The organism is Flagellimonas sp. ABD4_174 (genome assembly GCF_056160185.1).
In genome coordinates this window covers 1,271,398-1,293,704 of sequence record NZ_JBSWWP010000001.1, presented here as the reverse complement: position 1 = coordinate 1,293,704, position 22,307 = coordinate 1,271,398, and the positions used below count along the sequence as shown (strand labels likewise).

18 protein-coding genes are annotated in these 22,307 nt (G+C 41.0%); 3 read left to right on the top strand and 15 right to left on the bottom strand.

What is annotated here, in order from left to right; translation table 11 throughout:
• Nucleotides 1-16: 16 nt before the first annotated feature.
• The 3 genes from ACXAFK_RS05685 to ACXAFK_RS05675 all read right to left on the bottom strand — a co-directional run bounded on the left by ACXAFK_RS05685 (nt 17) and on the right by ACXAFK_RS05675 (nt 6,060).
• Nucleotides 17-1,429 carry a RagB/SusD family nutrient uptake outer membrane protein gene (locus ACXAFK_RS05685; protein ID WP_474957085.1) on the bottom strand — a complete coding sequence of 471 codons (1,413 nt, stop codon included), beginning with the start codon at nt 1,427-1,429 and terminating at the stop codon, nt 17-19.
• 48 nt (nt 1,430-1,477) lie between these two features.
• On the bottom strand, nt 1,478-4,633 hold the full coding sequence (locus ACXAFK_RS05680) for a TonB-dependent receptor (RefSeq protein ID WP_474957084.1): 3,156 nt from the start codon (nt 4,631-4,633) through the stop codon (nt 1,478-1,480).
• A 278-nt stretch (nt 4,634-4,911) separates the two neighbouring features.
• Entirely contained in the window at nt 4,912-6,060 is a 1,149-nt protein-coding gene (locus tag ACXAFK_RS05675; RefSeq protein WP_474957083.1) for a FecR family protein, read from the bottom strand.
• Nucleotides 6,061-6,196: 136 nt separating this feature from the next.
• Between ACXAFK_RS05675 and ACXAFK_RS05670 the strand changes: the two genes are divergently transcribed.
• Nucleotides 6,197-6,751: a sigma-70 family RNA polymerase sigma factor gene (locus tag ACXAFK_RS05670; protein WP_474957082.1), complete on the top strand. Its 555-nt coding sequence runs from the start codon at nt 6,197-6,199 to the stop codon at nt 6,749-6,751.
• A 17-nt stretch (nt 6,752-6,768) separates the two neighbouring features.
• Here ACXAFK_RS05670 and ACXAFK_RS05665 read toward each other — a convergent pair whose 3' ends face one another.
• The 5 genes from ACXAFK_RS05665 to ACXAFK_RS05645 are packed head-to-tail and all read right to left on the bottom strand — an operon-like array spanning nt 6,769 to nt 11,801.
• Nucleotides 6,769-8,013: a hypothetical protein gene (locus ACXAFK_RS05665; RefSeq protein ID WP_474957081.1), complete on the bottom strand. Its 1,245-nt coding sequence runs from the start codon at nt 8,011-8,013 to the stop codon at nt 6,769-6,771.
• 5 nt (nt 8,014-8,018) lie between these two features.
• On the bottom strand, nt 8,019-9,197 hold the full coding sequence (locus ACXAFK_RS05660) for a hypothetical protein (protein WP_474957080.1): 1,179 nt from the start codon (nt 9,195-9,197) through the stop codon (nt 8,019-8,021).
• A 3-nt stretch (nt 9,198-9,200) separates the two neighbouring features.
• Nucleotides 9,201-10,235 carry a hypothetical protein gene (locus ACXAFK_RS05655; protein ID WP_474957079.1) on the bottom strand — a complete coding sequence of 345 codons (1,035 nt, stop codon included), beginning with the start codon at nt 10,233-10,235 and terminating at the stop codon, nt 9,201-9,203.
• Between the two features lie 3 nt (nt 10,236-10,238).
• Nucleotides 10,239-11,246, bottom strand: a complete 1,008-nt coding sequence (locus ACXAFK_RS05650) for a hypothetical protein (RefSeq protein ID WP_474957078.1) — start codon at nt 11,244-11,246, stop codon at nt 10,239-10,241.
• An 18-nt stretch (nt 11,247-11,264) separates the two neighbouring features.
• Complete coding sequence (locus ACXAFK_RS05645; protein WP_224835281.1) at nt 11,265-11,801, bottom strand: hypothetical protein; 537 nt, start codon at nt 11,799-11,801, stop codon at nt 11,265-11,267.
• A 187-nt stretch (nt 11,802-11,988) separates the two neighbouring features.
• On the opposite strand from ACXAFK_RS05645, the gene ACXAFK_RS05640 reads away from it, so the two are divergent.
• Together ACXAFK_RS05640 and ACXAFK_RS05635 are read left to right on the top strand one after the other, a co-directional pair.
• Nucleotides 11,989-13,785, top strand: a complete 1,797-nt coding sequence (locus ACXAFK_RS05640) for a tetratricopeptide repeat-containing sensor histidine kinase (protein WP_474957077.1) — start codon at nt 11,989-11,991, stop codon at nt 13,783-13,785.
• A 6-nt stretch (nt 13,786-13,791) separates the two neighbouring features.
• Nucleotides 13,792-14,535, top strand: coding sequence for a LytR/AlgR family response regulator transcription factor (locus ACXAFK_RS05635; protein WP_224835283.1), 744 nt, complete (start codon nt 13,792-13,794; stop codon nt 14,533-14,535).
• A gap of 122 nt (nt 14,536-14,657) precedes the next feature.
• On the opposite strand, the gene ACXAFK_RS05630 is transcribed toward ACXAFK_RS05635, so the two are convergent.
• The 7 genes from ACXAFK_RS05630 to ACXAFK_RS05600 all read right to left on the bottom strand — a co-directional run bounded on the left by ACXAFK_RS05630 (nt 14,658) and on the right by ACXAFK_RS05600 (nt 22,299).
• Nucleotides 14,658-15,152, bottom strand: a complete 495-nt coding sequence (locus ACXAFK_RS05630; RefSeq protein ID WP_224835284.1) for a hypothetical protein — start codon at nt 15,150-15,152, stop codon at nt 14,658-14,660.
• Nucleotides 15,153-15,252: 100 nt separating this feature from the next.
• On the bottom strand, nt 15,253-15,648 hold the full coding sequence (locus ACXAFK_RS05625) for a hypothetical protein (protein ID WP_474957076.1): 396 nt from the start codon (nt 15,646-15,648) through the stop codon (nt 15,253-15,255).
• A gap of 69 nt (nt 15,649-15,717) precedes the next feature.
• A complete protein-coding gene (locus ACXAFK_RS05620; protein ID WP_474957075.1) occupies nt 15,718-16,161 on the bottom strand; it encodes a hypothetical protein in 444 nt (147 codons plus the stop codon).
• A gap of 310 nt (nt 16,162-16,471) precedes the next feature.
• Entirely contained in the window at nt 16,472-18,058 is a 1,587-nt protein-coding gene (locus ACXAFK_RS05615) for an N-acyl-D-amino-acid deacylase family protein (RefSeq protein WP_474957074.1), read from the bottom strand.
• Nucleotides 18,059-18,149: 91 nt separating this feature from the next.
• A complete protein-coding gene (locus ACXAFK_RS05610) occupies nt 18,150-19,481 on the bottom strand; it encodes a fibronectin type III domain-containing protein (protein ID WP_474957073.1) in 1,332 nt (443 codons plus the stop codon).
• A 32-nt stretch (nt 19,482-19,513) separates the two neighbouring features.
• Nucleotides 19,514-20,677 carry a hypothetical protein gene (locus tag ACXAFK_RS05605; RefSeq protein ID WP_474957072.1) on the bottom strand — a complete coding sequence of 388 codons (1,164 nt, stop codon included), beginning with the start codon at nt 20,675-20,677 and terminating at the stop codon, nt 19,514-19,516.
• A gap of 17 nt (nt 20,678-20,694) precedes the next feature.
• Nucleotides 20,695-22,299, bottom strand: a complete 1,605-nt coding sequence (locus ACXAFK_RS05600; protein ID WP_474957071.1) for a SusD/RagB family nutrient-binding outer membrane lipoprotein — start codon at nt 22,297-22,299, stop codon at nt 20,695-20,697.
• Nucleotides 22,300-22,307 lie beyond the last annotated feature (8 nt).

Here is a 22,307-nt window from a genome sequence, read left to right as displayed (position 1 = left end):
TTATTGGTTAGATAAATTAGCGATACGCTTCGTTTTGCTCGAGATTTGGATTTGCATCAAGTTCAAATCTTGGGATTGGAAAAACTGCCCTTCCGATTTCTGGAATGCTTACCGCCGGCCCATTGTTTCTGTTGATATTTTGAAGTACATCCATAACCTGTCCTGTTCGGGTCAAATCAAAGAAACGGTGTCCCTCGAAGGCAAACTCCAGTTTTCTTTCTTGCCAGATTAGCTCTAAAACTTCCTGTTTAGTTGCTGGGGTAACTGCAATGGCATCAATACCTGCTCTAGTTCTAACCTCGTTCAAATCGTCGATTGCCCCATCAAGGTCATCGGTCTGGGCCAAGGCCTCTGCCCTATTTAGATACATTTCGGAAATACGGATGATATGGATGTTATCCAGTCCGCCTGCTTTTTGATATTTGATTTGAAAATTGCCGTTGGACTCGGAAAATCCAAATAACTGTCCGCGAACATCCATTGGATCGGATGAAGCCTCCAAATAAAATTCCTGGTGCGAGGTTAAATCCCCACGGCCGCCATTGGGATTGTACCAGTTTCGGATTCCACTTTGATCGGTCGTGTTAAAATCGAGTTCAAAAACCGATTCTTGGTTGGATTTGGTGACAAATATGTCCAAAAAATTTGGGTTCAGTGTGTACTTAGGGTCAGCAATTACATCTGTTGAATAATCGATTACGTCTTCGTAGTATCCTAAATACAGATACAATCTAGAAATTAATGCCCGTGCCGCTCCTTTGGATGCCACTGTTTTGTCGTTGGTATCCGGCAACAGCTCTATAGCGTTCAACAAATCTTCTTCTACTGCCAAATAGGAATCCAGCAGTGCGGGCCTTTCTGGATAGGTGATCTCCTCGATAGATCCCGTTGCCTCTCTAATTACTGGCATACCCATGGTCCCTACCACCCCGGGAACACCTCCGTACACCCGGTTCAAGTCGAACAAGGCCAACGCTCTAATAAAGTATGCTGCGCCCAATTTTGCATCCTTGCTTTCGTCGGTGATATTATCCAATTCTGCAACTTTTTTGAGCACATTGTTGGCAATATTAATGGCAGAATTGGCTCTTTTATAAAAATTATCGTTCTCGGTATTCCCCGCGGCCGATACTTCGTAAGTGTCCATTTCACGATAAAAATCCCAAGTTCCAATACTTTGGGCTATATCGGACGATACATCTCCCATGATCAGGAAATTGTCACCGTAGTAGTCCGAGCTTTGCAATTCGTTGTACATACCGTTTACCGCGGCACGGGCACTGGTCTCATCAGTAACCACTGAAGCTTCCTCCACTTGATTTTCAGGTGTCCTCTCCAGTATATCATCGCATGCGGTGGATATCAACAATCCGAGCACGGTGGTATATCTCAGGAAAGTCTTCACGTTTATATTTATGGTCTTATACATTGGTTTATTTTTTTTTAAGTTTTTCACTCCTATTTCTTTGTTTTTCAATTAAAAACTTAGGTTGATACCTGCCATGATCGTCATTGGGGAAGGAGTGGTAAAAAACTCAACTCCTTGAGTCAATGATGTATCTGCAGTTGCAGTCACTTCCGGATCTAATCCCGAATAATTTGTAATGGTCACAATATTCTGACCTGAAACATATACTCTTGCCGTTGACATTTTTAAAGATTCCGTGATCGAAGATGGCAAAGTATAACCCAATGATATGTTTTTCAATCTTAAATAGGAACCGTCTTCCACAAATCGAGATGGTCTAAGATCCGATGCATAATTGGCCGCAGACATTCTTGGTACATCCGTAATATCGCCCGGCTGTTGCCATCTGGCCAATTGCGAAGTCGTGTAGTTGGTACCCCTACTACCACCATGTTCCATAAAAAAGCGTGTAAAGTTCAATTGCTCGTTTCCGTAGGAGAATTGCCAGAAAAAGCTAAGATCTATTCCCTTGTACTTCAAAGTATTGGTAAGTCCGCCAAAAAAGTCCGGGTTGGCATCGCCAACAATATATCGGTCGGAGCTGGTAGAAAACTCCCCATCCCCATCATAATCTTCAAAAATGGCATCACCTGTCTGTGGATCTACGCCCAATTGTTTGTGCATGTAGTAGGAATACATCGGTGCACCTTCTTCATATCGGAACAAATCCCTGTTGTACACATTGAAAGGAGCTGCCAGATCTAAAATCTTATTTCTATTCCCGGAAATATTTCCATTGATGTACCAAGTCAAATCATTATCCGTTGGGAATACTTCCACACCCAGACCTATTTCCACACCTTGGTTTTGGATCGCTCCCGAATTTTGGATCACCGACTCAAATCCGGATGTAGTTGGCACAGGTACTTCCAACAATAGATCTTCGGTCTTTTTATAATAATAGCCGGCCGTAAAGTTGACTCTGTTATCGAACATGGTCATATCCATACTGATATCCGTCTGCTTTGTAGTTTCCCACTTGAGCGAAGGATTTTCCAATTGTAGAGGACGTACGCCTGGCTCAGAGGTGTATGCAGCTCCTTCCCAAAGACCGACCGAATTAAAATCGGTAATTCCACTTTGGTTACCGGTGATACCGTAGCCCACCATAAACTTTAGGTTGTTTAAAAACTTTACGTCCTGTAAAAATTTTTCTTTGGATATGACCCATCCCAAGCCTACCGCCGGGAAAATTCCCCAACGATTGTCCTTTCCAAATCGGGATGAGGCATCGCCCCTTAAGTTTAATGTGACCAAATATTTTTGATCAAAATTATAATTGACCCTCGAAAATATGGAGGCCAATCCATAGCTCGTGCTTCCTGAACTGGCATCTAAAATAGCTGCTGAGCTTATTTGTCTAAAATCGTTGGTAGGAAAACCGGTCCCACTCGAAAAACCATATCTTCTGATCGACTTTTGAACGGAATTACCCACCAAAATATTAAATGCATTTTTTTCCAAATTAAACTGATAACTCAAAACATTTTCCTGAATCCAGTTATAATCATCTAGGGTATATAAATCTGCACTTCCCTGTACGGCACTACCCGCATTTGTATTGGTATTAAGGTATTCCGTTTCCCTATTATTGGTATAATCCGCACTAAATGAAGATTTTAACCTCAACCCGGGCAAAAAGGTATATTCGGCAAAAACGGTACCTAGAAATCTTCCTGTTTCCATTTGGATATCCACATCGTTGATCGTTGCCAAAGGGTGGTCAATGGTAGGGATCCGATTATAGTTGCCATCTGCATCCAACACCTCCATATTTGAAGGGTAAAAGTGCGAACCGGCAAAGGCTCCGGCAATATTGTCGCTATTCGGCACTATATCCCGATTGGAACGGGAGTATAGCATACTTGTTCCCATATTTAGTTTGGAATTGACCCTAAAATCCATGTTCACCCTTCCTGAGAAACGCTCAAAACCAGAGTTTTTGATCAATCCCTCTTGCGAATAGTTGTTGGCCGAAACAAAGTATCTTGCTTTTTCTCCTCCTCCTTTCACGGAAAGATCTATGTTTCGAATGGGAGCTCCATCGTTCACCACCAAATCGTTCCAATTGGTATTAACGGCGTTGGCCGGATCGGCATAGGGCTCTGGACGGCCATTGTTACGGGCACTCTCATTCATAAGAGTTTCGAACTGTTGGCCTGTTACCAATGATGGTTTCTTTACATAACTCTGTACACCTCCATAAACTCCAATACTGACCACGGCCTTGTCCCGCGTACCTTTTTTAGTAGTAATGAGTACCACTCCGTTTGCCGCCCTGGAACCATAAATTGCAGTAGCAGAAGCATCTTTTAAGATATCTATGGATTCAATATCGGCAGGGTTTATATCTGCAATTGGGCTAACCGTTGCTCCACCGACATCGTTTTGGGAAAGGTTTCCACTTTGGATTGGAATTCCGTCCACTACATAGAGTGGATCACTGGACCCACTTATGGAAGAGGAACCACGGACCCTAACAAAAACACCTCCTCCTGGATCGCCCGAGTTGGTGGAAACAAATACTCCGGGAGCACGCCCTTGTAAAAGTTGATCTGAGCTAGCCACCGGTAGGTTTTCAATTTCCTCTGCCTTAACCGACGAAACATTACTGGTCAAAGTTTCACGGTTCTGCTCACCATAGGCAACTACCACTACTTCGCTCAACTGCTCCGAATCTTCCACCATGGTTATAGTAAGGTTGCTTTGGTCGTTTACCGGTACTTCCAACGGTTTAAATCCTAAATAGGTTACTGCCAAAACTGCCCCCGGAGCAACGGTCAATGAAAACTTACCATCAAAATCGGTTTGTGTTCCGTTTGAGGTACCTTTTTCTACCACATTTGCTCCCGGCAACGGCATTCCATTATTATCGGAAACAACTCCACTGATTTGGTTTTGTTCGTTCTCAAGGTCCTCCTTGGGCATCGCTTTTTTAGCCGTAGGCGGATTCGCAGCTATATTTACAATTATCTGACGACCTTGAATGGCATAGGACAATTTTGTGTTTTTAAATACGGTGTTCAATACATCCGTAATATCACCATTCTCTATCTTTAAGGTTACTTTTTGATCTAAAGAAGCAATACCACTTTCATACAAAAAACGGTAGGTAGTCAACGATTCTATCTTTTTGAATACTTGTTCCACCGTCACATTTTTCATGTGCAGATTTAGTGGGACTTCGGATGACCGATCGTTTGCCTGAAGCTGAAAAAGACTCAGCGCCAAGAAAAAGGTTAACAGATTAAGCTTGGACCTTTTGACCGTTGATTGGTCTGGCCTAATAATCCTAGTTGGGGTTTTTTCCATGTTATTTGAGTTTGAAGTTAGTTATTAGTAAAGCCAATTGGTTTTTTGGCCCAACACTGGTTGGACTAATTGGCCTGGTTTCTTATGGTTGTATAAGAATTCGTATTTGCTCGGGAACTATCAGGTGTTTTTTATTCTATTTGTATGGTTTTGCCATCTATTTGGTAATTGTAGCCCAGTATATTCTTCATTGATCGAAGCACATCATCTATGGTTTCAATCTCCACACTGAATCTGGCGTTCAACACTTTATTATTTAAATCGGTGTTTTTGTTTTCGATACTTACATTGTACCTGCGCTCGAGCATGGTGAGTATTTCATTAAAAGGAGTGTCCCTAAAAACCAGTTCACCTCCTATCCAACTTGTATAAAGGTCTACATCCACTTCGGACATGCGAGAAGAAAGTGTTGTTTTGTTCCACGATCCCTTGGTGCCGGGGGTCAGTATCATATCCCCTTCATCGGTTTCCGAGTTTCTCATGGCCACCTGCCCTTCAACAAGTACTGTTTGTATTTCTGGGTTCTCTGGATACGAACTCACATTAAACTGTGTACCCAATACTTCCACGGTTACTTTATCGGAATGCACCAAAAACGGATGGGCCTTATCCGAGGTTACATCAAAATAGGCCTCTCCTTTTATAAATACCTCTCTATTTTTTCCTTTGATAAAATTTATTGGATATGTAATGGTCGTTCCTGAATTAAGATGAACCAAGGTACCGTCGGACAACTCAAGTTCGAACACTTGTCCATATGGAATCTTTAATTCGTTGTATTCCAATTTTTTGATACTGGACTGTGATACGTACTTGATCCTGTTCCCTTTTTGTTCGGCGATGAGCTCCCCGGTTGAAGAGCGGATCTGGCCATTGCCGTCCTCATCAATAATCCGAACATCGTGATCGGCTCCTTTTAAGGTCACCACTTCCCCATTGACCGGCTGTTCGGGCAGTTCTGGAGATTTAACTATTTTAAAGATAATTGTGGCCCCTAACAGCACAATGGCCACTGCGGCATACTTTAGAACATTTTTCCACAAGGGCACTACCCGTGTTTGTACTCCATTTTTCTTTTGCAGTCTTTTTTGGAATCGTGTCCATTCTTCATCGATGTTGAGCGAACGTGTTTCCTCCAAATAACTTTCCACCAATCCTTCCGAATGTAATTTCTGTACCAACTCCTTTTCTTCGGGAGTCAAGTCTTTCAGCAATTCCTGATCAATAACATCCGAGGATTTAATCCGGTGCAATAATTGTCTTAGTCTTGATTTTTCCACAACTGTGTTTTTCTAATTATAAGTAGGGACAGTTTTACAATAGGGTGACAGTTGCTTGTTAAATTTTAACTTTTTTCTAAAAAAACATGGTTGTAAGACAATTTTTTTACACATTTAATGAGCAATTACTATTTTTATGAAGGTTTTTCTAATCTCAAAAATACCTGTAACCCCAATAGTGAAAGAAAAATTGAATAGTGACAACGTGGATATAGAACTTCAATTCAAAGAAAATTATGAGTTGTTGCTGATAACATCCTACACTATTCTTAAGGATAAAAATATTGCCTGCGACATTGTTCAAGATTTTTTTGAATACTACATCAACAAAAATGAATCCATTGCGCTAAAAGTATCTTTCCAAGCGTATGCAGTGCGTGCTGTAAAAAACATGAGCTATACTTTTTTACGAAAAACCAGTCAAGAAAGAGCTCTACTTCAAAATCTTCCAAAAGAAACAGAAGTAATCGACCATCCGGCCATGGAAGTTGACCCACGGGAACTTAATCTTTCTAGGCTAATGGAATCTTTGCCTCCAAAAAGAAAAAAAATCTTTGAAGCTTCGGTGATCAATGGCCATAGCTATGCTGAGATCGCCGAGGCCAATGGCATATCTGTAAACACGGTAAAAACCCAGATAAAGCGAGCCTATGCCTTTATGCGAGCCACCGTAAAGACTTTCCTTTTTTGAACAAAATTGGCCTTTAGCTAGTTAGGCCCTTTATAATTTAGGTCTTGCAAATCAATTTCCCCAATTTTCTGGGTAAGCTCTGCATTAGAGTACAGCTCCATTGCCGGCTCTAAGAAATGATAGCTGTAACGAGCTCCATACACGAAAGGGTTGTCCGTTTGAAAATCTTTAAAAACCGACCTTACTTTCATGGTAAGCTGTAGGAGTACGCTTTTATCATTGATCAGGGCCTCGGCCTTTTCCGGGGCTATCTTAAAGAGGACATACCCATTTATATACTCCACTTGGCTCGTTTTATTGGCAATCTCTTGCCCATACGGTGTCTGGGGCAAAAATTCAGAAAAATAATCCAAAGAAGACACCTTGATCGATTTGCTTCTTAAAGGTAATTGAATCCAGAATCCACCTTTGTCAAAATCATATTGCCCGTGAAACTTTATATCATGTACCAGCTGAAAATCTTCGGTCCCGTCCAAAAAAAAGGCTTCGCTCCATTTTAATATGGTGTCCAAATACTTGTCCACAAACGAAACATACCTTTCGTTCTCGGTAAAATCATCGGCCTGGTGACCGCCCCATTTACGAACAAACGGACTTTTTCCGTCGCCGCTCCAATCGTTCATAAAATATTCCCTTTTTAAGGCATCGGTACCCATATCAAAAGCAAACTCTTTTAATACTTTTTGCGCCAGACTGGATTTCGCCTCTTGCTCTATGATCTTTCCTTTGGTCTGTTGGGTAAGGGTCGTTTTATCCATCGCCTTAAAATGCTCTTTTAACATATGGATACGTACCAAATGGGCAAAACCCGTATAGCCCAAGCCCGTGAGGTTTCTTTTGTCCGCCGCCTCCTTTGAAAGATCTACCTGCTTGGGGTTGTCCCGCTTCATATAAAAATCCACCGCCCCAAATCGGGGAAGCCCCTTGTGTTTTTGAATCACTATATCCTTAAAGGCAGGATCCGGAGATTTGTACACCAAATAATCCGATTCGTTATACGTGGTTTTTGATTGCTCTACGGTCTTGGGGGATGCCGATTTATCTTGATCGTTTTTGACCGTTACAGGACCTTTAGCGTCCCCAGCTTCCTTAGTGCCACTTTTATTTTCGGTAAAAACAACATCTATCCCATTGTTTGCCTTTTTGAGCAATTTTTCTTCTGCTTGTTGTTTCAGCTTTTTGAAAAATTGGGCATTGGCCTTGGGCAATATGGTAAACACTAGCCCCGCCATGATCAACATATATGCCCGATTGTTGCCCATTTTGATTATTGTTTAAGATTTGCACTATTTATATCCACCTCGCCCATTTTATCGGTAAGTGCCACATCTTTGTAAAATTCAATAATCGGACTCTCCAGTTCGTATTCCCAATTTACAGAGGTCATATTATAGGGTTTGGGGTTTACCCGAACCTTGAACACCACAAAAACCGGTGACCTTGGAATTAATTTGTAGTTCTTGGCCTTTTGGGCATCTATGGGCAAGAATATTTTTTTGCGTTGGTGCCTTATTGCTTTCTCGTTCTCGGTGTAGGGTATAAAATTGGAATGATGTAGTATGAAATCCCCTCCTATGGAAAATAGATTCCCTATCCAATAGCCTTTTTCTTTAAAATCATATTTTTCGGCCACCAGACCCTTTGCCACATAATATGCAACCTCGCTGCCATCGGCATAGAAGGTCTTACTCCAATCTTTTAGAGTGTCGAAATAATTCTTCACAAAATCGGTATAACTGCGGTTCTGGGCAAACTCGTTGTTACCCATGCCCCCCCAATAGGAAACGTTGATCCGCTCTCCTGAAGGATTATAGAAATTACAGGGCGATGCTGCTTCGGAATCACAAAAATAGTCTTTCAATTTATCGTCGGATAGCGTTTCCCCTGCCAGGATCCTTACCTGATTCTGGGCAAATTCCGAATTCCTTTTACTCAGGTCTGCTGTTGAGTTTTGATTTTTAATGAGTTTTGAACGGTCCATATCTTTGAACGTTTCCTCTAAAAACCGCATCTCCAAAATAGCCTTATAGGCCTTATTGGTAATCAGTTTGTGTGTATTTCTCTTGAAATGTAGCGCTCCATATCTTGGCAAACCCTTATGGGATTGAATCACTACATCTCGAAAATCTTTGGATGGGGCCGGGAATCGCAATACTTCCTGATCTTGATTCTGGCCAGTATTTTTTACGTTGACCGGCTTTGCCTGGTCAGCAGGATTGTTGGACCCAACCTTGGGTGGAGATTGTACAACAGGGCCGGTTGAAGCTGTATTGTTTTCCCCGTTTAAAAATTTATCCGTTTTGGAGTTTGCCGTTTCTACAACCTTATCCTCTATGCTTTTTTTTATTTTCTTAAAAAATTGGGCATTCGCAGAAATAGGCTTCAAAAAGACCATTGCCCCGAACAAGATCAATAGAATCGTTTGTGTGTTTTTGGTTCTCATCATTTGTTATCTGATTTTGGTCACCATCGTATTAATATCAATTTCGCCAACCTTTTTCGTCAAGCTGTCATCCGAATAGATTTCAATTATCGGGGAGTTCAATGTGAATGTGGTTTTTAGCTGGTCTGCCCTATAACTTTCGAGTCCGTTCAACTTTCCGGTCACATTGAACACCAAATGTATCTGCTGTACTTTTTCCGAAAAGGTTTCGGCTTTCTCAGGCGACATTTTTAATAATATGGAGGCACCGTTGGGGTGCATTAATTTTCTTTCTGCTGAATTGCCAGGCTGCAATCCATACCACTTTAACAAAAATCCTTGATTGTAAAATTGATGTGTTATCAACCAAAACCCTCCGGCTTTAAAATCGTATTTCCCCAGATGGGTCCTGGTCACATAGTATCCATTAAGTGTATTGTCTGGGAGCAACGTACTTCCCCATTTTACGATTACGGGCAAATTGTTCTTGGCAAAAGAGGTGTAGGCCCTTAGTTGCTGAAACTCGGTGGCTCCCCTCCCGCCCCATGGCCTTATGTTCCTTGGCTCGTTGTAATATCCTGCTTGTGGAAATCTCGATGTACAATCCGAATCTTCTTTTTGATTACAGAAATAGCTCATTGCGTGTTCATTGGTGCTGAGCGCATTAGCAAGAAGCAAAGTATGTTGCTGGGCGGTATGGGACATTTTATCTTTTTCGAACATCGTATTGGTTCGCTCTGTAAAATAATCCGTGTCCATAGCCGCAAACATCTCTTCTTTAAACCTAATCTTTAAAAGTTCCGCAAAAGCATGTCTACTGGCATTGTTGTGACTGAATCGCTTGTCGATATCCACATACGTTGCATCACTCGGCTTTACGTAACTGCCATCCGATTTTAAATAATACTCATCTTGCACCCCAAAACGCAATTTGTTGTTATGCGTCTGTAGCGACAGATCTATAAAATTGGGTGAAGGGGCTTTGTAGACCTTCTCTTTTCCTTGCCCCCAAGCAGAATAAAGGCCGGAAAATGCGATGAATATAAATAGTATTTGTTTCATAAATCAATGAGTTAGATCGGCAAGGGACAATGTTTTGAAGTGTTGTGTCAGTGCCTCGTCGGTATAAATTTCCAAATCGGCGTTTTCGTGCGAATATGTAAATTCTAAGGGTTCAGAAGCAGCCACCATAGGTTTGTTCGCCCATTTTACCTTTATTTTTTTCACGGCATACAAACGTCTTGTCCCTTCTTTCTGAAATTGCTCTGCTATTTGTTCATCTATCTGAAGTAAAAATTTGATGGCCATCCTCTTATCAACCGCGTTTCGGAGCGCTAACTCGAAAGGTTTCACGGGTTCGAACTCCACCTTGTTCAAGATGCCCTGCTTCATCGGAAAAATGTTATTTAGCTTTAGAAGGTGATATACGGTATATCCTTTTTTATCAAAATCATAAGTACCGCCAATATTCAGTATAGATACATGGTAAACAACCAACTCATCGTTCTTCATAACAGTTTTGCTCCAATCCAAAAGTGGGTCTAAACAGTTATCGACGAAAGACGTATAGTTGCGAAGAATTTCAAATTCATTTTTGCCCTGTCCGGCATTCCTACACTCTTCTGCCAAGCATAGATCTGGAGCCACCCGACGCCGTAAAAACCGTTGTAGAAAGGCCGAATTCGCATCTTTTTCGGACATATTGGAGGTCATTGTGGTCAACCGCTCCCGATCCAGGTCTTTCATAAACGGTTGTAGATACTTTAGACCGACCAATAAGGCAAAATTGCTCTTGCCCGAAGAAACGGTCTTACTTTTCTGCATGCCATTAGGGTCGCCGGCACCACGAACCGGTCTGCCTCCCCGTATTCCCTGTCTTTGTCCGGTAGCCTGTCCCCGATACATGTTCAAAGCCCCGAAACGCAGCAAGCCCTTATGTGTTTGCAATGTTATGGAAACAAATTTGTCAGAAGGCGCTTGGAGCACGACCAGTTCTTTATCACTTGTAAATTGTGCTCTGCCGACCAGAATTCCCAAAAAATAGAAAACGATGTACAAAATTGATCTTGCCATAATTTTATCCCTCATATTTTAATCCCAAGTAATGGTTCCGTCCAAGGTCAAAATCACATTGGTATCGGTATTGATTACCGTTGTTTCCTCTAAAGTAATGGTTTTCGCCTCAAAATCAACCTCATACCCGTCACCACAAGCAATAAAAAAGTTTTGATAGGGAGAAGTGCAGGCATGCCTATATTCTTCACCATCTTTTACTATGGTCATGGATATACTTTTGTCTATATTTGGTGAACCTCCAGTGGAGAAATCCGCAGCTACGATTACAAACCCGTTTTGGTCATTTTCATAGACGAGCTCGTTATCAACAACCGCTATGTTTTCCGACATCAGGATTACCGATTTATTGGTACCCGACAACGCAACATTGCCAACTTCCAAATTACCGACCGTCAAGCTTGTTCCCAGTACCTGCGTTTCATTTCCTGACAAACGTATGGTCCCTTGTGCTGTGGTCAGTGTGTCCTCATTATCGTCTTCGTTGTTGTTATCGCAACTAAAAAGTAAAAAAAACATGGCAGATAACAAGCAGTACATAGTTTTAAATTTCATATAGTTGATGGTTTATGTATATAGCAATCTCTAAACTATATTTTTAAAACGAAGTACACCACCTTGATTTATTCTACGTGCCCATTTAATACCGTACCGTACCCGATGGGTAGATATCCGCAATACCCACTTTATGGTTATTTTTTTGGACAAAAGGATTAAATTTGGAAGCAACCAACCTCTCAACATGCGCCCAACCATACCAAATAGTCTTTGTTTTTGTTTGCTTTTTCTTATTGTTTTTAATGTCCGGTCACAAGAAAAAACCCTAGACTCCTTAAAGGTCGAGTTGCGGAACCACACCCTTCAAGACACCGTTAGAGCAAGCCTATTGATCCGTACCGTTTCTGAAATGACGTATTCTGACCCGAATGAGGCCTTTCCTTTAATTGATGAATCGATTTCGATTTCTAGAAATGAAAAATGGACGAAGGGCGAAGCCTTGGGATTACGGCAAAAAGGCAACCTCTATTACGTATTGGGAGACAACCTAAATGCATTGGACGCTTATCAAGAAGCAGTGCTTCTGAGCAAGAAAATATCGGACAAACCCCTTGAGTCCAGCTTATTGAGCAACATAGGCAATATACATGCAGATCTAAAAGAGTATGATCGCGCTCTGGAAAATTATCGTGCTTACCTTAATACTGCCCGGGAATTGGGCAGTCGACCTGATGAAATTAAGGCACTTTCCAACATAGCCATTGTGTACAACGACTCCGAAAACTTTGAAGAAGGAATTTCGTATTTGGAAAAAGCATTGGAACTGGCCAAACTTGAGAACAATGATCTATTTGTGGCCGCCATTACCAACAACCTGGCGTTGGCCCAAAAAAAAGCAGGTGCCCACGAAAAGGCCTTGGTAAACTACCAAAAGGCCGCAGACTTGGCCCAACAAATCGGCAACAAATACATCGAAGCCTCTGCACTGAACAGTATTGGAGAAATCAATGCGCTACTGCAAAATTTTTCAGTTGCCGAGACCAATGCCGATCGCGCCCTTTCCATTTCCAAGGAAATCGGGGCCGTGGAGTGGCAAGCAGATTCGTGGAAAGTCCTTAGCAGTGCTTATGAAAACAAAGGCAAAATGGCCGATGCACTTTATGCTTACAAGGAATATATTACACTAAGGGACAGCGTGTTGAGCGAAGAAAAAAAATCGGAACTGACCCGAAAGGAAATGCAGTTCAAAATGGAGCGTCAACAGGCCATAGCCCAAGAAGAAATAAAAAGAGAACGTTTGGTGAAGAATGGTTATTTGATCGGCACATTGGTGCTCTTGATCATAAGCGCCTTGGGATATGTTTTTTACAAACGTAGGCGAGATGCCTTGGAAAAAAAGAAAACTGCCGAGTTTAATGCCAAAGTGGCCGAGACGGAGCTAAAGGCCCTGCGCTCTCAGATGAATCCCCATTTTATATTCAACTCGCTAAATTCGATAAGCGATTTTATTGCACGAAAAGACATCAAACAAGCGGATGATTATCTGGTAAAATTTTCCAAGCTGACCAGATCTATCCTTGAAAACTCGGAAAAAAAATGGATTCCTTTGGAGGAAGATCTAGAACTGATGGAACTTTACATACAGTTGGAAGCTTTGCGTTTGGAAGAGAAACTCACCTATACCATTACCATTGACGAGTCCATTGAAACCGACAATACTTTGATACCACCTTTTATTTTACAACCATTTATAGAGAATAGTATTTGGCATGGCATCGCTCCAAAAAACGGGCTTGGGCAAATAGACCTTTCCATTAAAAAAGCTGAAGGCATGCTTGTTTGTTCCGTGGACGATAATGGTGTAGGACGATTAAAAAACCATGGCCAAACGCACAAGAACAACTCATTTGGGTTAAAAATTACAAGGAATCGAATAGATATTATCAACCATTTAAAAAATACCAAAGGATCACTTAAATTGTTTGATAAAAACGAAGGGGTCCGTGTAGAGATCAGACTTCCGTATGAAGCCCAATTTTAATGCCCTATGCTAAAAGCAATAATAGTAGACGATGAACAACATTGCATAAACCGACTGGACGGTTTACTCCAAGAGTATGGAAACGATGTAAATGTTTTGGCACGATGCCATTCCATTAAGGAGGCAAAATCAGAAATAGAACGTGAATCCCCGGATATTTTATTTTTGGATGTTCAATTGGGGAACAACACCGGATTCGACCTACTTTCACAATTGTCCCAAATCGATTTTGAAGTAATCTTCACCACATCTTATGACAACTATGCATTAAAGGCTTTTAAATTTTCGGCATTGGATTATCTCTTAAAACCTATCGACAAAACAGATTTTATCCAATCGCTTCAAAAACTACGACAACAAAACAACTTAAAGGAAACATCAAAAAAGATTGATGTCCTTTTCCATAACTTTAAAGATACCAACGATTCCTCAAAACGGATAGCAATCCCAACCATTGAGGGTTTTACTATGGTGGACACCGGTAACATTGTACGATTGCAGTCCGATGCCAACTACACGCATATTTACACCGCTACCCAAAAAAAGATTACGGCATCCAAGACCATTAAATTTTTTGAGGAGCTTTTGGAAGGACAAAATTTTTTCCGGGTACACAAATCCCATTTGGTACATCTTAAATTCATAGAATCCTACAATAAAGGGAAGGGCGGATACTTAACCCTGTCCGACGGCAATAAAATTGAGGTCGCCGTACGAAGAAAAGAAGCTTTGCTCAAACGGTTAATGTAATTTCAAATCCGATGGTTCTCCCGAGGAAGTATCAAATAACGAATCACAAGATCAGTTAAGGCCCATCAACAAAAAAGCCCCCAGAAAATTCCAGAGGCCTTAAAAATAAGATCACAGTTTGATCAATGGGCATAAAACTCCATCGCTTCTTTGGTAATACCATGCCATTTTTTGGCAAGTTGAAGTTCCCCGTTCAGTTGTAAATATTCGTCTGCATTATAAAGCTCAAAACTGATCGGTGCAGCACTTTTGTCCTTGGAGTAAAAAACAAGTTCTATTCTTTCCAAAATTTCCTCGGTTTTCTTGTTCACCCTAACACGTTGCTTTGCCTCATTCACCTCGCATTTAAGTAGTGTATTTACAGGCACGGTCTTTTCCACAATCTTATCTTTGGTTTCCTTATAAAACAAAATATAGTTTTTGGCGCTGGATATGCCTAACGCCATTTTACGTCCATAATCCACGTTGGCAACGTCGGACCCGAGTGATGCAGCTATATTCTTTAATTTATCCAGAAGTTCTTTTTGTTTTCTCTTTTTTCCTTTTGCCATGAGTACAAATGGCATAGCGGAAAGGGCTATAACTACAACCCCAATACTAATTGTCCCTAATTCCATTTTTTGATTTTTTAAATAAAATAATATAACCCAGCACGTATGTGAGGGCTTAAATAGATGTGTATGACACAATCCATGTCACGGAAAAATCAAAAAGATTTCAAAAAAAGAAATGGAAAGGATAAAGTAAATTGGCCTTGTTCTTATTAATGAGGCCATTTGGTGAATTTATTGGAAGCGCATCTAGATGAGAAACCATCGGATGCAATAGACCATGTAAACCTGCGACAATGTGACTATCTGTACCTAATTGTTGATTGTTCTCCGAAGCACTGCTAATATAATCGGAATAAACAGCGGGCAATGTGTGCTGGAAGCCATCGGACGTATCGTCCAATTGGTACCATTGTTGACTTAGTGCCTTTGGAGATCCATGGACCGAATGGAGTGATGAATACCCCAATGCCATCGCCCAAGCATACACTGCCAACAATGCAACAAAAACATATGATTTTCGCCCTTTTACCAATTTTAAATACATTGATTCAATCAGCAAAAGTATAATAATTTGTTATGCCAACATTATTTTACAATGAAAGAAAAACAAATACTTCTAAATCAGAATTCAATAGGTAAGCGTGTTGTACCCTTTGGCCTGCAACTGCAAGATTCGGACGGACCATGTGGGGACCGGAACAAGACCTTCGATAATCTGCTCTTTGGTAACATTTTGTTTTTTCATGGCAACACTGCAAAGGCTTACGCGCACCTTTGACCTATATTTTTGAAAAAAGACCTCCAATTCCGATCCCTTTACCAATTTTGCCACAATTTTACCTTTTACCACAATTTCATAGTCGGTTATTTCCGCCCCATTTTCCACCAAAAAATCGTACATGCTCAAAGCTCCTTTAAAATGTCGCTCGTCACTTACGCCGATAGCGAACTGGGTCGTATTTTTTAAATCGTTTACCGTTTCGGCATCCAATTGGGACTGCCCGATCGCTTTTTGATTGGATAAACTAAAAAAAGCAATAAAGAGAATCAGTGTAGGGAATATTTTTTTCATGATCTTTTTGGTTTTAGTTGGATGGTTACGAGGGCAAATCGGTTCGCCCATCAATACAATTGCTCTTAGATTTCTTTGGATAAGACAAGACCAATTTAACAAAAAACAATGGCTTACTTAAATTAATATACCCGAATTCACATTTTTAGCGATTTGATTCGGAAATTAAAGGCAATTATCCGTAAAGTTCAATAAGTCCTAAATTGAAATATCGATAAACATCAAAAAAACTAAGTTAGAACCAACCGCATCTACCTTATGGGAATTTTTAAACCAAATTTTTCAAACAGGCATTAAGCCTTAGAAAGAATTAGACACCTTTTTCTTGTTTTTTCCTAAGAACCGCCCCATTTTTTTGTCCTGTATATTTTCCTTCATCAATGGCAATCTTCCCGTTGATGATACTATATTTTAACCCTTCGGCCAATTTAAAAGCATCTTCATAAGTAGCTTTATCCATAAAAGTAGCGGGGTCAAAAATAATGATATCTGCAAAATACCCCTCCAACAACTTACCCCGATTGGGGATCCGAAGAATATCTGCTGTTACTGCACTGCTTCGGTTAATGAAGGCTGCTGTAGTTAATACACTATCCTGCTTAACATAGGTATTATATTTTCTTGGAAACGAACCATACTTTCTCGGGTGTCCCGAACCGCCATCCGAACCAGTTACCACCCATGGCTCATCCATAAAATTTGCAATGTCATACCTGGTCATATTAAAGGAGGCGATCTTTGCATAACCTTCCTCCAAGATTTTAAAGACGGTTTCTTCTGGAGACATATTATGAATCTCGGATATTTCCTCAAGATTTTTACCTTCATACAGTTTGTTGGGCGACTGAACGATCAATAAGGTTTTTGGCCCTCCCCTTCTTGCGATATTAATTTTGGTTTCTTCCAATATCTTAGTTCTTTGCCCAGAGGTATTAATACGAACAACCAACGAATCCCTACCCCCACTTTCTGCCCAGCGTGGTACTACTGCAGCTTGAAGTCCAGTAGCCGATGCGTTATATGGGTATTGATTTGCGGTTACCTGAACTCCCTTTTCTTGTGCAGCTTCAATAATGGTTATAATGGAATCACTTTGTTTCCATACATCTACTCCCAAACATTTAATGTGCGAAATATGTACGGGCAAACCCGCTTTTTCTCCGATTTCTATGGTTTCTTTTATTGCGGGGATCAATCCTATGGAGTATGTGCTTTCGTCTCTCAAATGTGTATCATAGACACCTTTTGTTTCGGCAACGACTTCTGCCAATGCTATTATTTCATCGGTATCGGAATAACTTCCCGGGGCATAGAACAATCCGGTGGACATACCAAAGGCCCCTGCATCCATTTCTGCTCGGATTACCTTTTGCATTTTTGTTATTTCTTGCTGTGTTGCCTTACGGTCGCTGGATCCTACTACCATTTTCCTTACCGTGCCATGCCCTACAAACACTGCTACATTGGTACCGACCCCATGCTCTTCGCATTTGGCAGCATATTTTACGAATGGATATGGGCTACTACCATCGTTGCCCACTACTACCGTTGTTACGCCTTGAAAAAGAAACGGTTTATTGTCCGACAAATTTTCGTTTACCAAATCGTTGGTTGCATGTGTATGGGGATCAATAAAGCCCGGTGATACTGTCAATCCTGCGGCATTAATTATTTTTGAAGCGTTTATTTGAACTTTGCCCGCACTGCCAACATAAGCGATTTTATCTTCTTTAACGGCTATATCCACTATACTCGGAACGGTATCCATCCCATTGTACACGGTTCCGTTTTTAATTAGTATATCGGCTTTAATTGCAGGGTGGGTACAGGCTGCAACAAATAGCAATGTGAGCACTGCACCGACACAAAACACCTTATATTTAATCTTTACACCCAATTGATCAGAGTTTCATTAGTTGCCTCATCATCCATAAATATAGGTGAAACCTAACAAAGTCATAGTTTTAATTGTCATTGAACCTATCATTTTAAAACACTTTGCCCAATGCATTACTGATTTTAATCCACCCAGACTCATCTTGCCGAAGTTTTGAGCGCTCTTGCTCTATATGCACAAATCTACCTGTTGTCCCTGTTGCCGGCACACTGCAAGGAGATGCCGAACCGTTTATATATCTGCCCTGAGTATTATCGAACGCGGCATAACGTGTCCAATTTAGATCAATGTGAGGAATTTTAAAGGTCAAGGTATTATCCTCTTCAAGAAGGGCATCCTTAAGCATAACCACATAATCTTTTGCTGGTGTTTTATTGGTACCGTTGCTTAAAATTACGTCAGGGTCGGTCGGCTCCTTACCAAATCCATGGAGTTGAACAAAAACACTGGAAGGAAGTGCATTAAACAGATTTTCGGTTGTGACCTGAAATGTAGTATTGGTATTGTGTGGAACATCTGATATCCTGTATGCCCCAAAATTTGAGCTACAAGATTTGGTCGTGCCATCGCATGTAGAGGAACCTTCTTGATCACATCGGTGTGCCCCGCTTAAAAACAATGCCCTAGCTACGTTTCTTCTAAAGGCGAATGCTGCCTGGTATCCAGTTTTTTGATCGTGCAATACGTGAGGAGCAGCCAAAACCAAGTCTTTTCGTTTTGGGGTCTTGCTAAAAACATAAGTCCCCCAGTAGTTCTGTCTTTCTTGATATTCCTTTATAACATAGTAAACTTGATTCGGAGAGGAATAAATATCCGTAAACTCCACTATCTGATAATTTAGGTACACGGCTTCATCAACAGCTTTGGTGATGTCTTCATCCAAAATAGCATCTATAATGGAGTCCCATTGATCCAATTCGTTGTCCGTGGGGACTTTGTATTTCTTGGCCGATATACCCGGCACAATATCCAGCAAATCCCTTAAGTAATCCTCCAAGTTACCGGAGGCAAACTGCAGTTCCGCCACAAGGGGGTCGGATGTATGTACATTGATAGGGTCGCTGAGATTAGATGAGTTTCCTGCTTCATCGGTAGCCAGTACTTGAAAAGTATAATCGGTTCCCGGTAACAGATCATCCAAATAATAAGATGGCTTGCCCGACCCCACTAAAAATTCACCGTTTTGGTACAAGGAGTAATTCTTTACGTTTACATTATCTTCTGCGGGGTTCCAATACAAAAATAATGTCCGTTGTGTAATATTTTCGGCCTTTAAACCTACTGGTATGGTAGGGGGGTCCAGATCTACAGCTGTTTCAGTATTTTCTTTATCCTCGGATGAGCAAGAGATTGCTCCCAACAATAGGCACAAAACACTTATAATTGCTTGCGAACAACTTCTTCTTTTTATTATTAAATCCATAACTTTTAATTTAAGTCTCCAATTAATGAGGTTTAGTCTTCAGCTTCATAAACAATGATATTATCCAAATCGAACGATTCTGCCGTGGCTCCTGATTGTATTTGAACAACCAATTGATACGAGCGAATTCCTTTTTGAAATCCGCTGTTTACCTCCATCCATTGGCCAGCTACGGCCTCTACATCATCGTTATAGATATTTATTAGTTCCAAAACCTCATCGCCATTGTCTGTGGTGATATTTGCATAGGCGTGGATACCATCCAAGTCCTCCCAACTGGTATCCCCAAAGAAAACTTCAAAAGAGATTCCCGAGTTGTTTTGCCCTTCGGGAACATGTACCGTATCAAAAGTTATTCTCAGAGCGCCATCAGCGTCTTCCGAATGGAATCCCTGTACTCCATCCGGATATTCTTCGTAATCCTCGAATAAAGACATTACTCCTATGCGTTCTTCCGAAAAGCCAAGGCTACTGGTACTGATATTGGGAATGGCCAAATACTCGGTATCGAAGCCTAACTCATTATCTGGTCCGGACCCTTGCGCTACGTAATCCACGTAGGGCGGACTTGGTCCATTGATCAGGTCGAGTGTTTCATCGTTTGTACCATTTCTATTGTAAACATCTTCATCGCCCGCTACGGCAGGTTCTTCGAAAGAAGTTCCTCTGATCTTTACACCAGGCGGCTGATAGAACCCAATGGTAAATTCCATTGCATTGTAATGTTCAGATTGCTTTAACCGGTCTGTGGTTTGTCCACCTTGGTTGATATAATTAAAATCAAAATCCGGCGACCTTCCATTAAAAGTTCCTGTTGGGGTCACAACAGTTGCTACAAACGTTATTCTATCCGTTAGCTCTACTTCGGTTTCTTCTACTTGTAAAGCTTCAAGCACATCGGAGAGATCAAATGTTAGGGTATATGGAAAACTACTTATCTCGATATAATCTTCTATGACCGCTTCGCCATCTTTGTACAATACATCCAAGGTATAGCTTGATGCATTCTGATTCGGGTCTTGCAACGTCGCCGTAAACACTTCCGAGTCAACCTTTAAAATATTAAAACTAAGGTTCGGTGCTTCTACAAACGTGATATAACCGCCCCTGAATGCAATATCCTCGAGAGTATTGTTCTCATTATCGCAGGATAGAGTCAACACCAATGCAACAATCCAAAGTACTTTTCTATACATATTGACAAGTTTTCTAGTTATTTTATGAACCCTTCCGGGTTGGTATCCCAAAAAACCCTATCTGTATTCAGCTTTTGGGTTAATGAGGAGTTTATCTCTACTGCCCGTGCCGAATAAGGAAAGCTTCGTGGGAATGTTGGGTTATCGTTATCTATGGGGACTTGAATATTAGAAGGGTATCCTGTTCTTCTATATGCGTTGTAGGATTCCATCGAATTTCCGAATGCTGCCAAATAATACTCCGTTATAATTATATCGAGTTTTTGTTCGTTGGTGGCCACATTGTTAAAATTGAAAAGAACCTCATCAATATATGCTTCTACTTCTTCATCCGTGGGCTCAAAGTCCGAATCTACTTCTCCGAAAGAGAGAACTTTGTCCATAGAATCCTGTATTGCTTCCCTTAATAGTGTTTCCGGGTCTTCGTCCGTACTCAGCATTAATGCTGCCTCTGCCCTTAAAAACTTTACAAAGGAAGATGTTAAAAGGGGTAAAATACCCGCTCCATCCAAATGTGTAGAGGTTTTTGGGGCGGATACAAACTGGTCCTCATCAAATGTTCCACCTCCGGGATACAAACCATATACTGTTCTTTCCTCATTATCTCCAAAGCCAGTACGACTTTCTCCATGGTCCAGTCCTCGGTAAAAATCCCCGATATAACAATAATCCACATTGGACTCTTGCAAACACGTTGAATAGGGCACTATACTGAACGGACTGGAATCGGACTGCCTATACAAATAGTAACGTAGCCGTGGGTCCACAACGCTTTTGGAATCTTTGAGCATAAACATAAAATAGTTGCCCATGTATTGTCCAAAATTGCTCACATACCCTCTACGGAAATAACGATGGCGACTTTCTGGCTCCTCCACAGTGGAAAAGGTGTATTGGAAATCTTCAGTTTCTGAATCTATCAAATCTTTTTCCAACAGTTCATTAATTGCCAATGCAATATCTGATACCCCAATTTCAGAACTCGCCAATCGGGTCTGCACCAAAATCTTGAGCTTAAAAGAATTGGCAAAAGCTATCCATTTATCCTTATCGCTATCATAGAACAAATCTGTAGAAAAGTTGAAGGTGGAGTTCTCAATATCCAATATGGCCCGATCAATATCGTTCAGGACTTTTTTATAAATATCTATACCGCTTTCCAATCCTGGGTTCGGGTATTCGGATGGGACAACCGCCTCAGTGTAAGGTATTGCCCCCATATAGTCCACCATAGTTATGGTAAGGTATCCCAAAAGCAATTTATTGATGGCGTTATGAAACAATAAGGTTTCATCGTTTTCTGCCAAAGCTTCTATGGTCTTGGAATTGTTCAGGGCCTCAAAATAGCTTTCCCATTCAGTATCCAATACTGTTACGGAGACCAAATCACCATAGGTATCGGTCATTGCTTCATAACGCATAAGATCGTCCGTATTTAATATCATAAGTCCCATTAGGGATTGAAACTGATACTGGATTTCGTTCAAAAGATATTCAGGGTCCGCACTTTTCGGGGTAAGGAAATTAGGGTTGTCCTGTAGATTAAAATCAGAAACTTCACACCCTAGCATCGCTATGGATATCAAGGCTATTCTACCAAAATATTCTATTGTTCTTCGCATGTGGTTTA

What these genes read in the sequence shown, in the direction of transcription:
- ACXAFK_RS05605 (WP_474957072.1), bottom strand. Translation starts at nt 20,677, where the DNA reads ATGTATAGAAAAGTACTTTGGATTGTTGCATTGGTGTTGACTCTATCC.
- ACXAFK_RS05660 (WP_474957080.1), bottom strand. Translation starts at nt 9,197, where the DNA reads ATGATGAGAACCAAAAACACACAAACGATTCTATTGATCTTGTTCGGG.
- ACXAFK_RS05650 (WP_474957078.1), bottom strand. Translation starts at nt 11,246, where the DNA reads ATGGCAAGATCAATTTTGTACATCGTTTTCTATTTTTTGGGAATTCTG.
- ACXAFK_RS05640 (WP_474957077.1), top strand. Translation starts at nt 11,989, where the DNA reads ATGCGCCCAACCATACCAAATAGTCTTTGTTTTTGTTTGCTTTTTCTT.
- ACXAFK_RS05635 (WP_224835283.1), top strand. Translation starts at nt 13,792, where the DNA reads ATGCTAAAAGCAATAATAGTAGACGATGAACAACATTGCATAAACCGA.
- ACXAFK_RS05630 (WP_224835284.1), bottom strand. Translation starts at nt 15,152, where the DNA reads ATGGAATTAGGGACAATTAGTATTGGGGTTGTAGTTATAGCCCTTTCC.
- ACXAFK_RS05620 (WP_474957075.1), bottom strand. Translation starts at nt 16,161, where the DNA reads ATGAAAAAAATATTCCCTACACTGATTCTCTTTATTGCTTTTTTTAGT.
- ACXAFK_RS05600 (WP_474957071.1), bottom strand. Translation starts at nt 22,299, where the DNA reads ATGCGAAGAACAATAGAATATTTTGGTAGAATAGCCTTGATATCCATA.
- ACXAFK_RS05655 (WP_474957079.1), bottom strand. Translation starts at nt 10,235, where the DNA reads ATGAAACAAATACTATTTATATTCATCGCATTTTCCGGCCTTTATTCT.
- ACXAFK_RS05665 (WP_474957081.1), bottom strand. Translation starts at nt 8,013, where the DNA reads ATGGGCAACAATCGGGCATATATGTTGATCATGGCGGGGCTAGTGTTT.
- ACXAFK_RS05685 (WP_474957085.1), bottom strand. Translation starts at nt 1,429, where the DNA reads ATGTATAAGACCATAAATATAAACGTGAAGACTTTCCTGAGATATACC.
- ACXAFK_RS05680 (WP_474957084.1), bottom strand. Translation starts at nt 4,633, where the DNA reads ATGAAAAATGTGACGGTGGAACAAGTATTCAAAAAGATAGAATCGTTG.
- ACXAFK_RS05645 (WP_224835281.1), bottom strand. Translation starts at nt 11,801, where the DNA reads ATGAAATTTAAAACTATGTACTGCTTGTTATCTGCCATGTTTTTTTTA.
- ACXAFK_RS05670 (WP_474957082.1), top strand. Translation starts at nt 6,197, where the DNA reads ATGAAGGTTTTTCTAATCTCAAAAATACCTGTAACCCCAATAGTGAAA.
- ACXAFK_RS05610 (WP_474957073.1), bottom strand. Translation starts at nt 19,481, where the DNA reads ATGGATTTAATAATAAAAAGAAGAAGTTGTTCGCAAGCAATTATAAGT.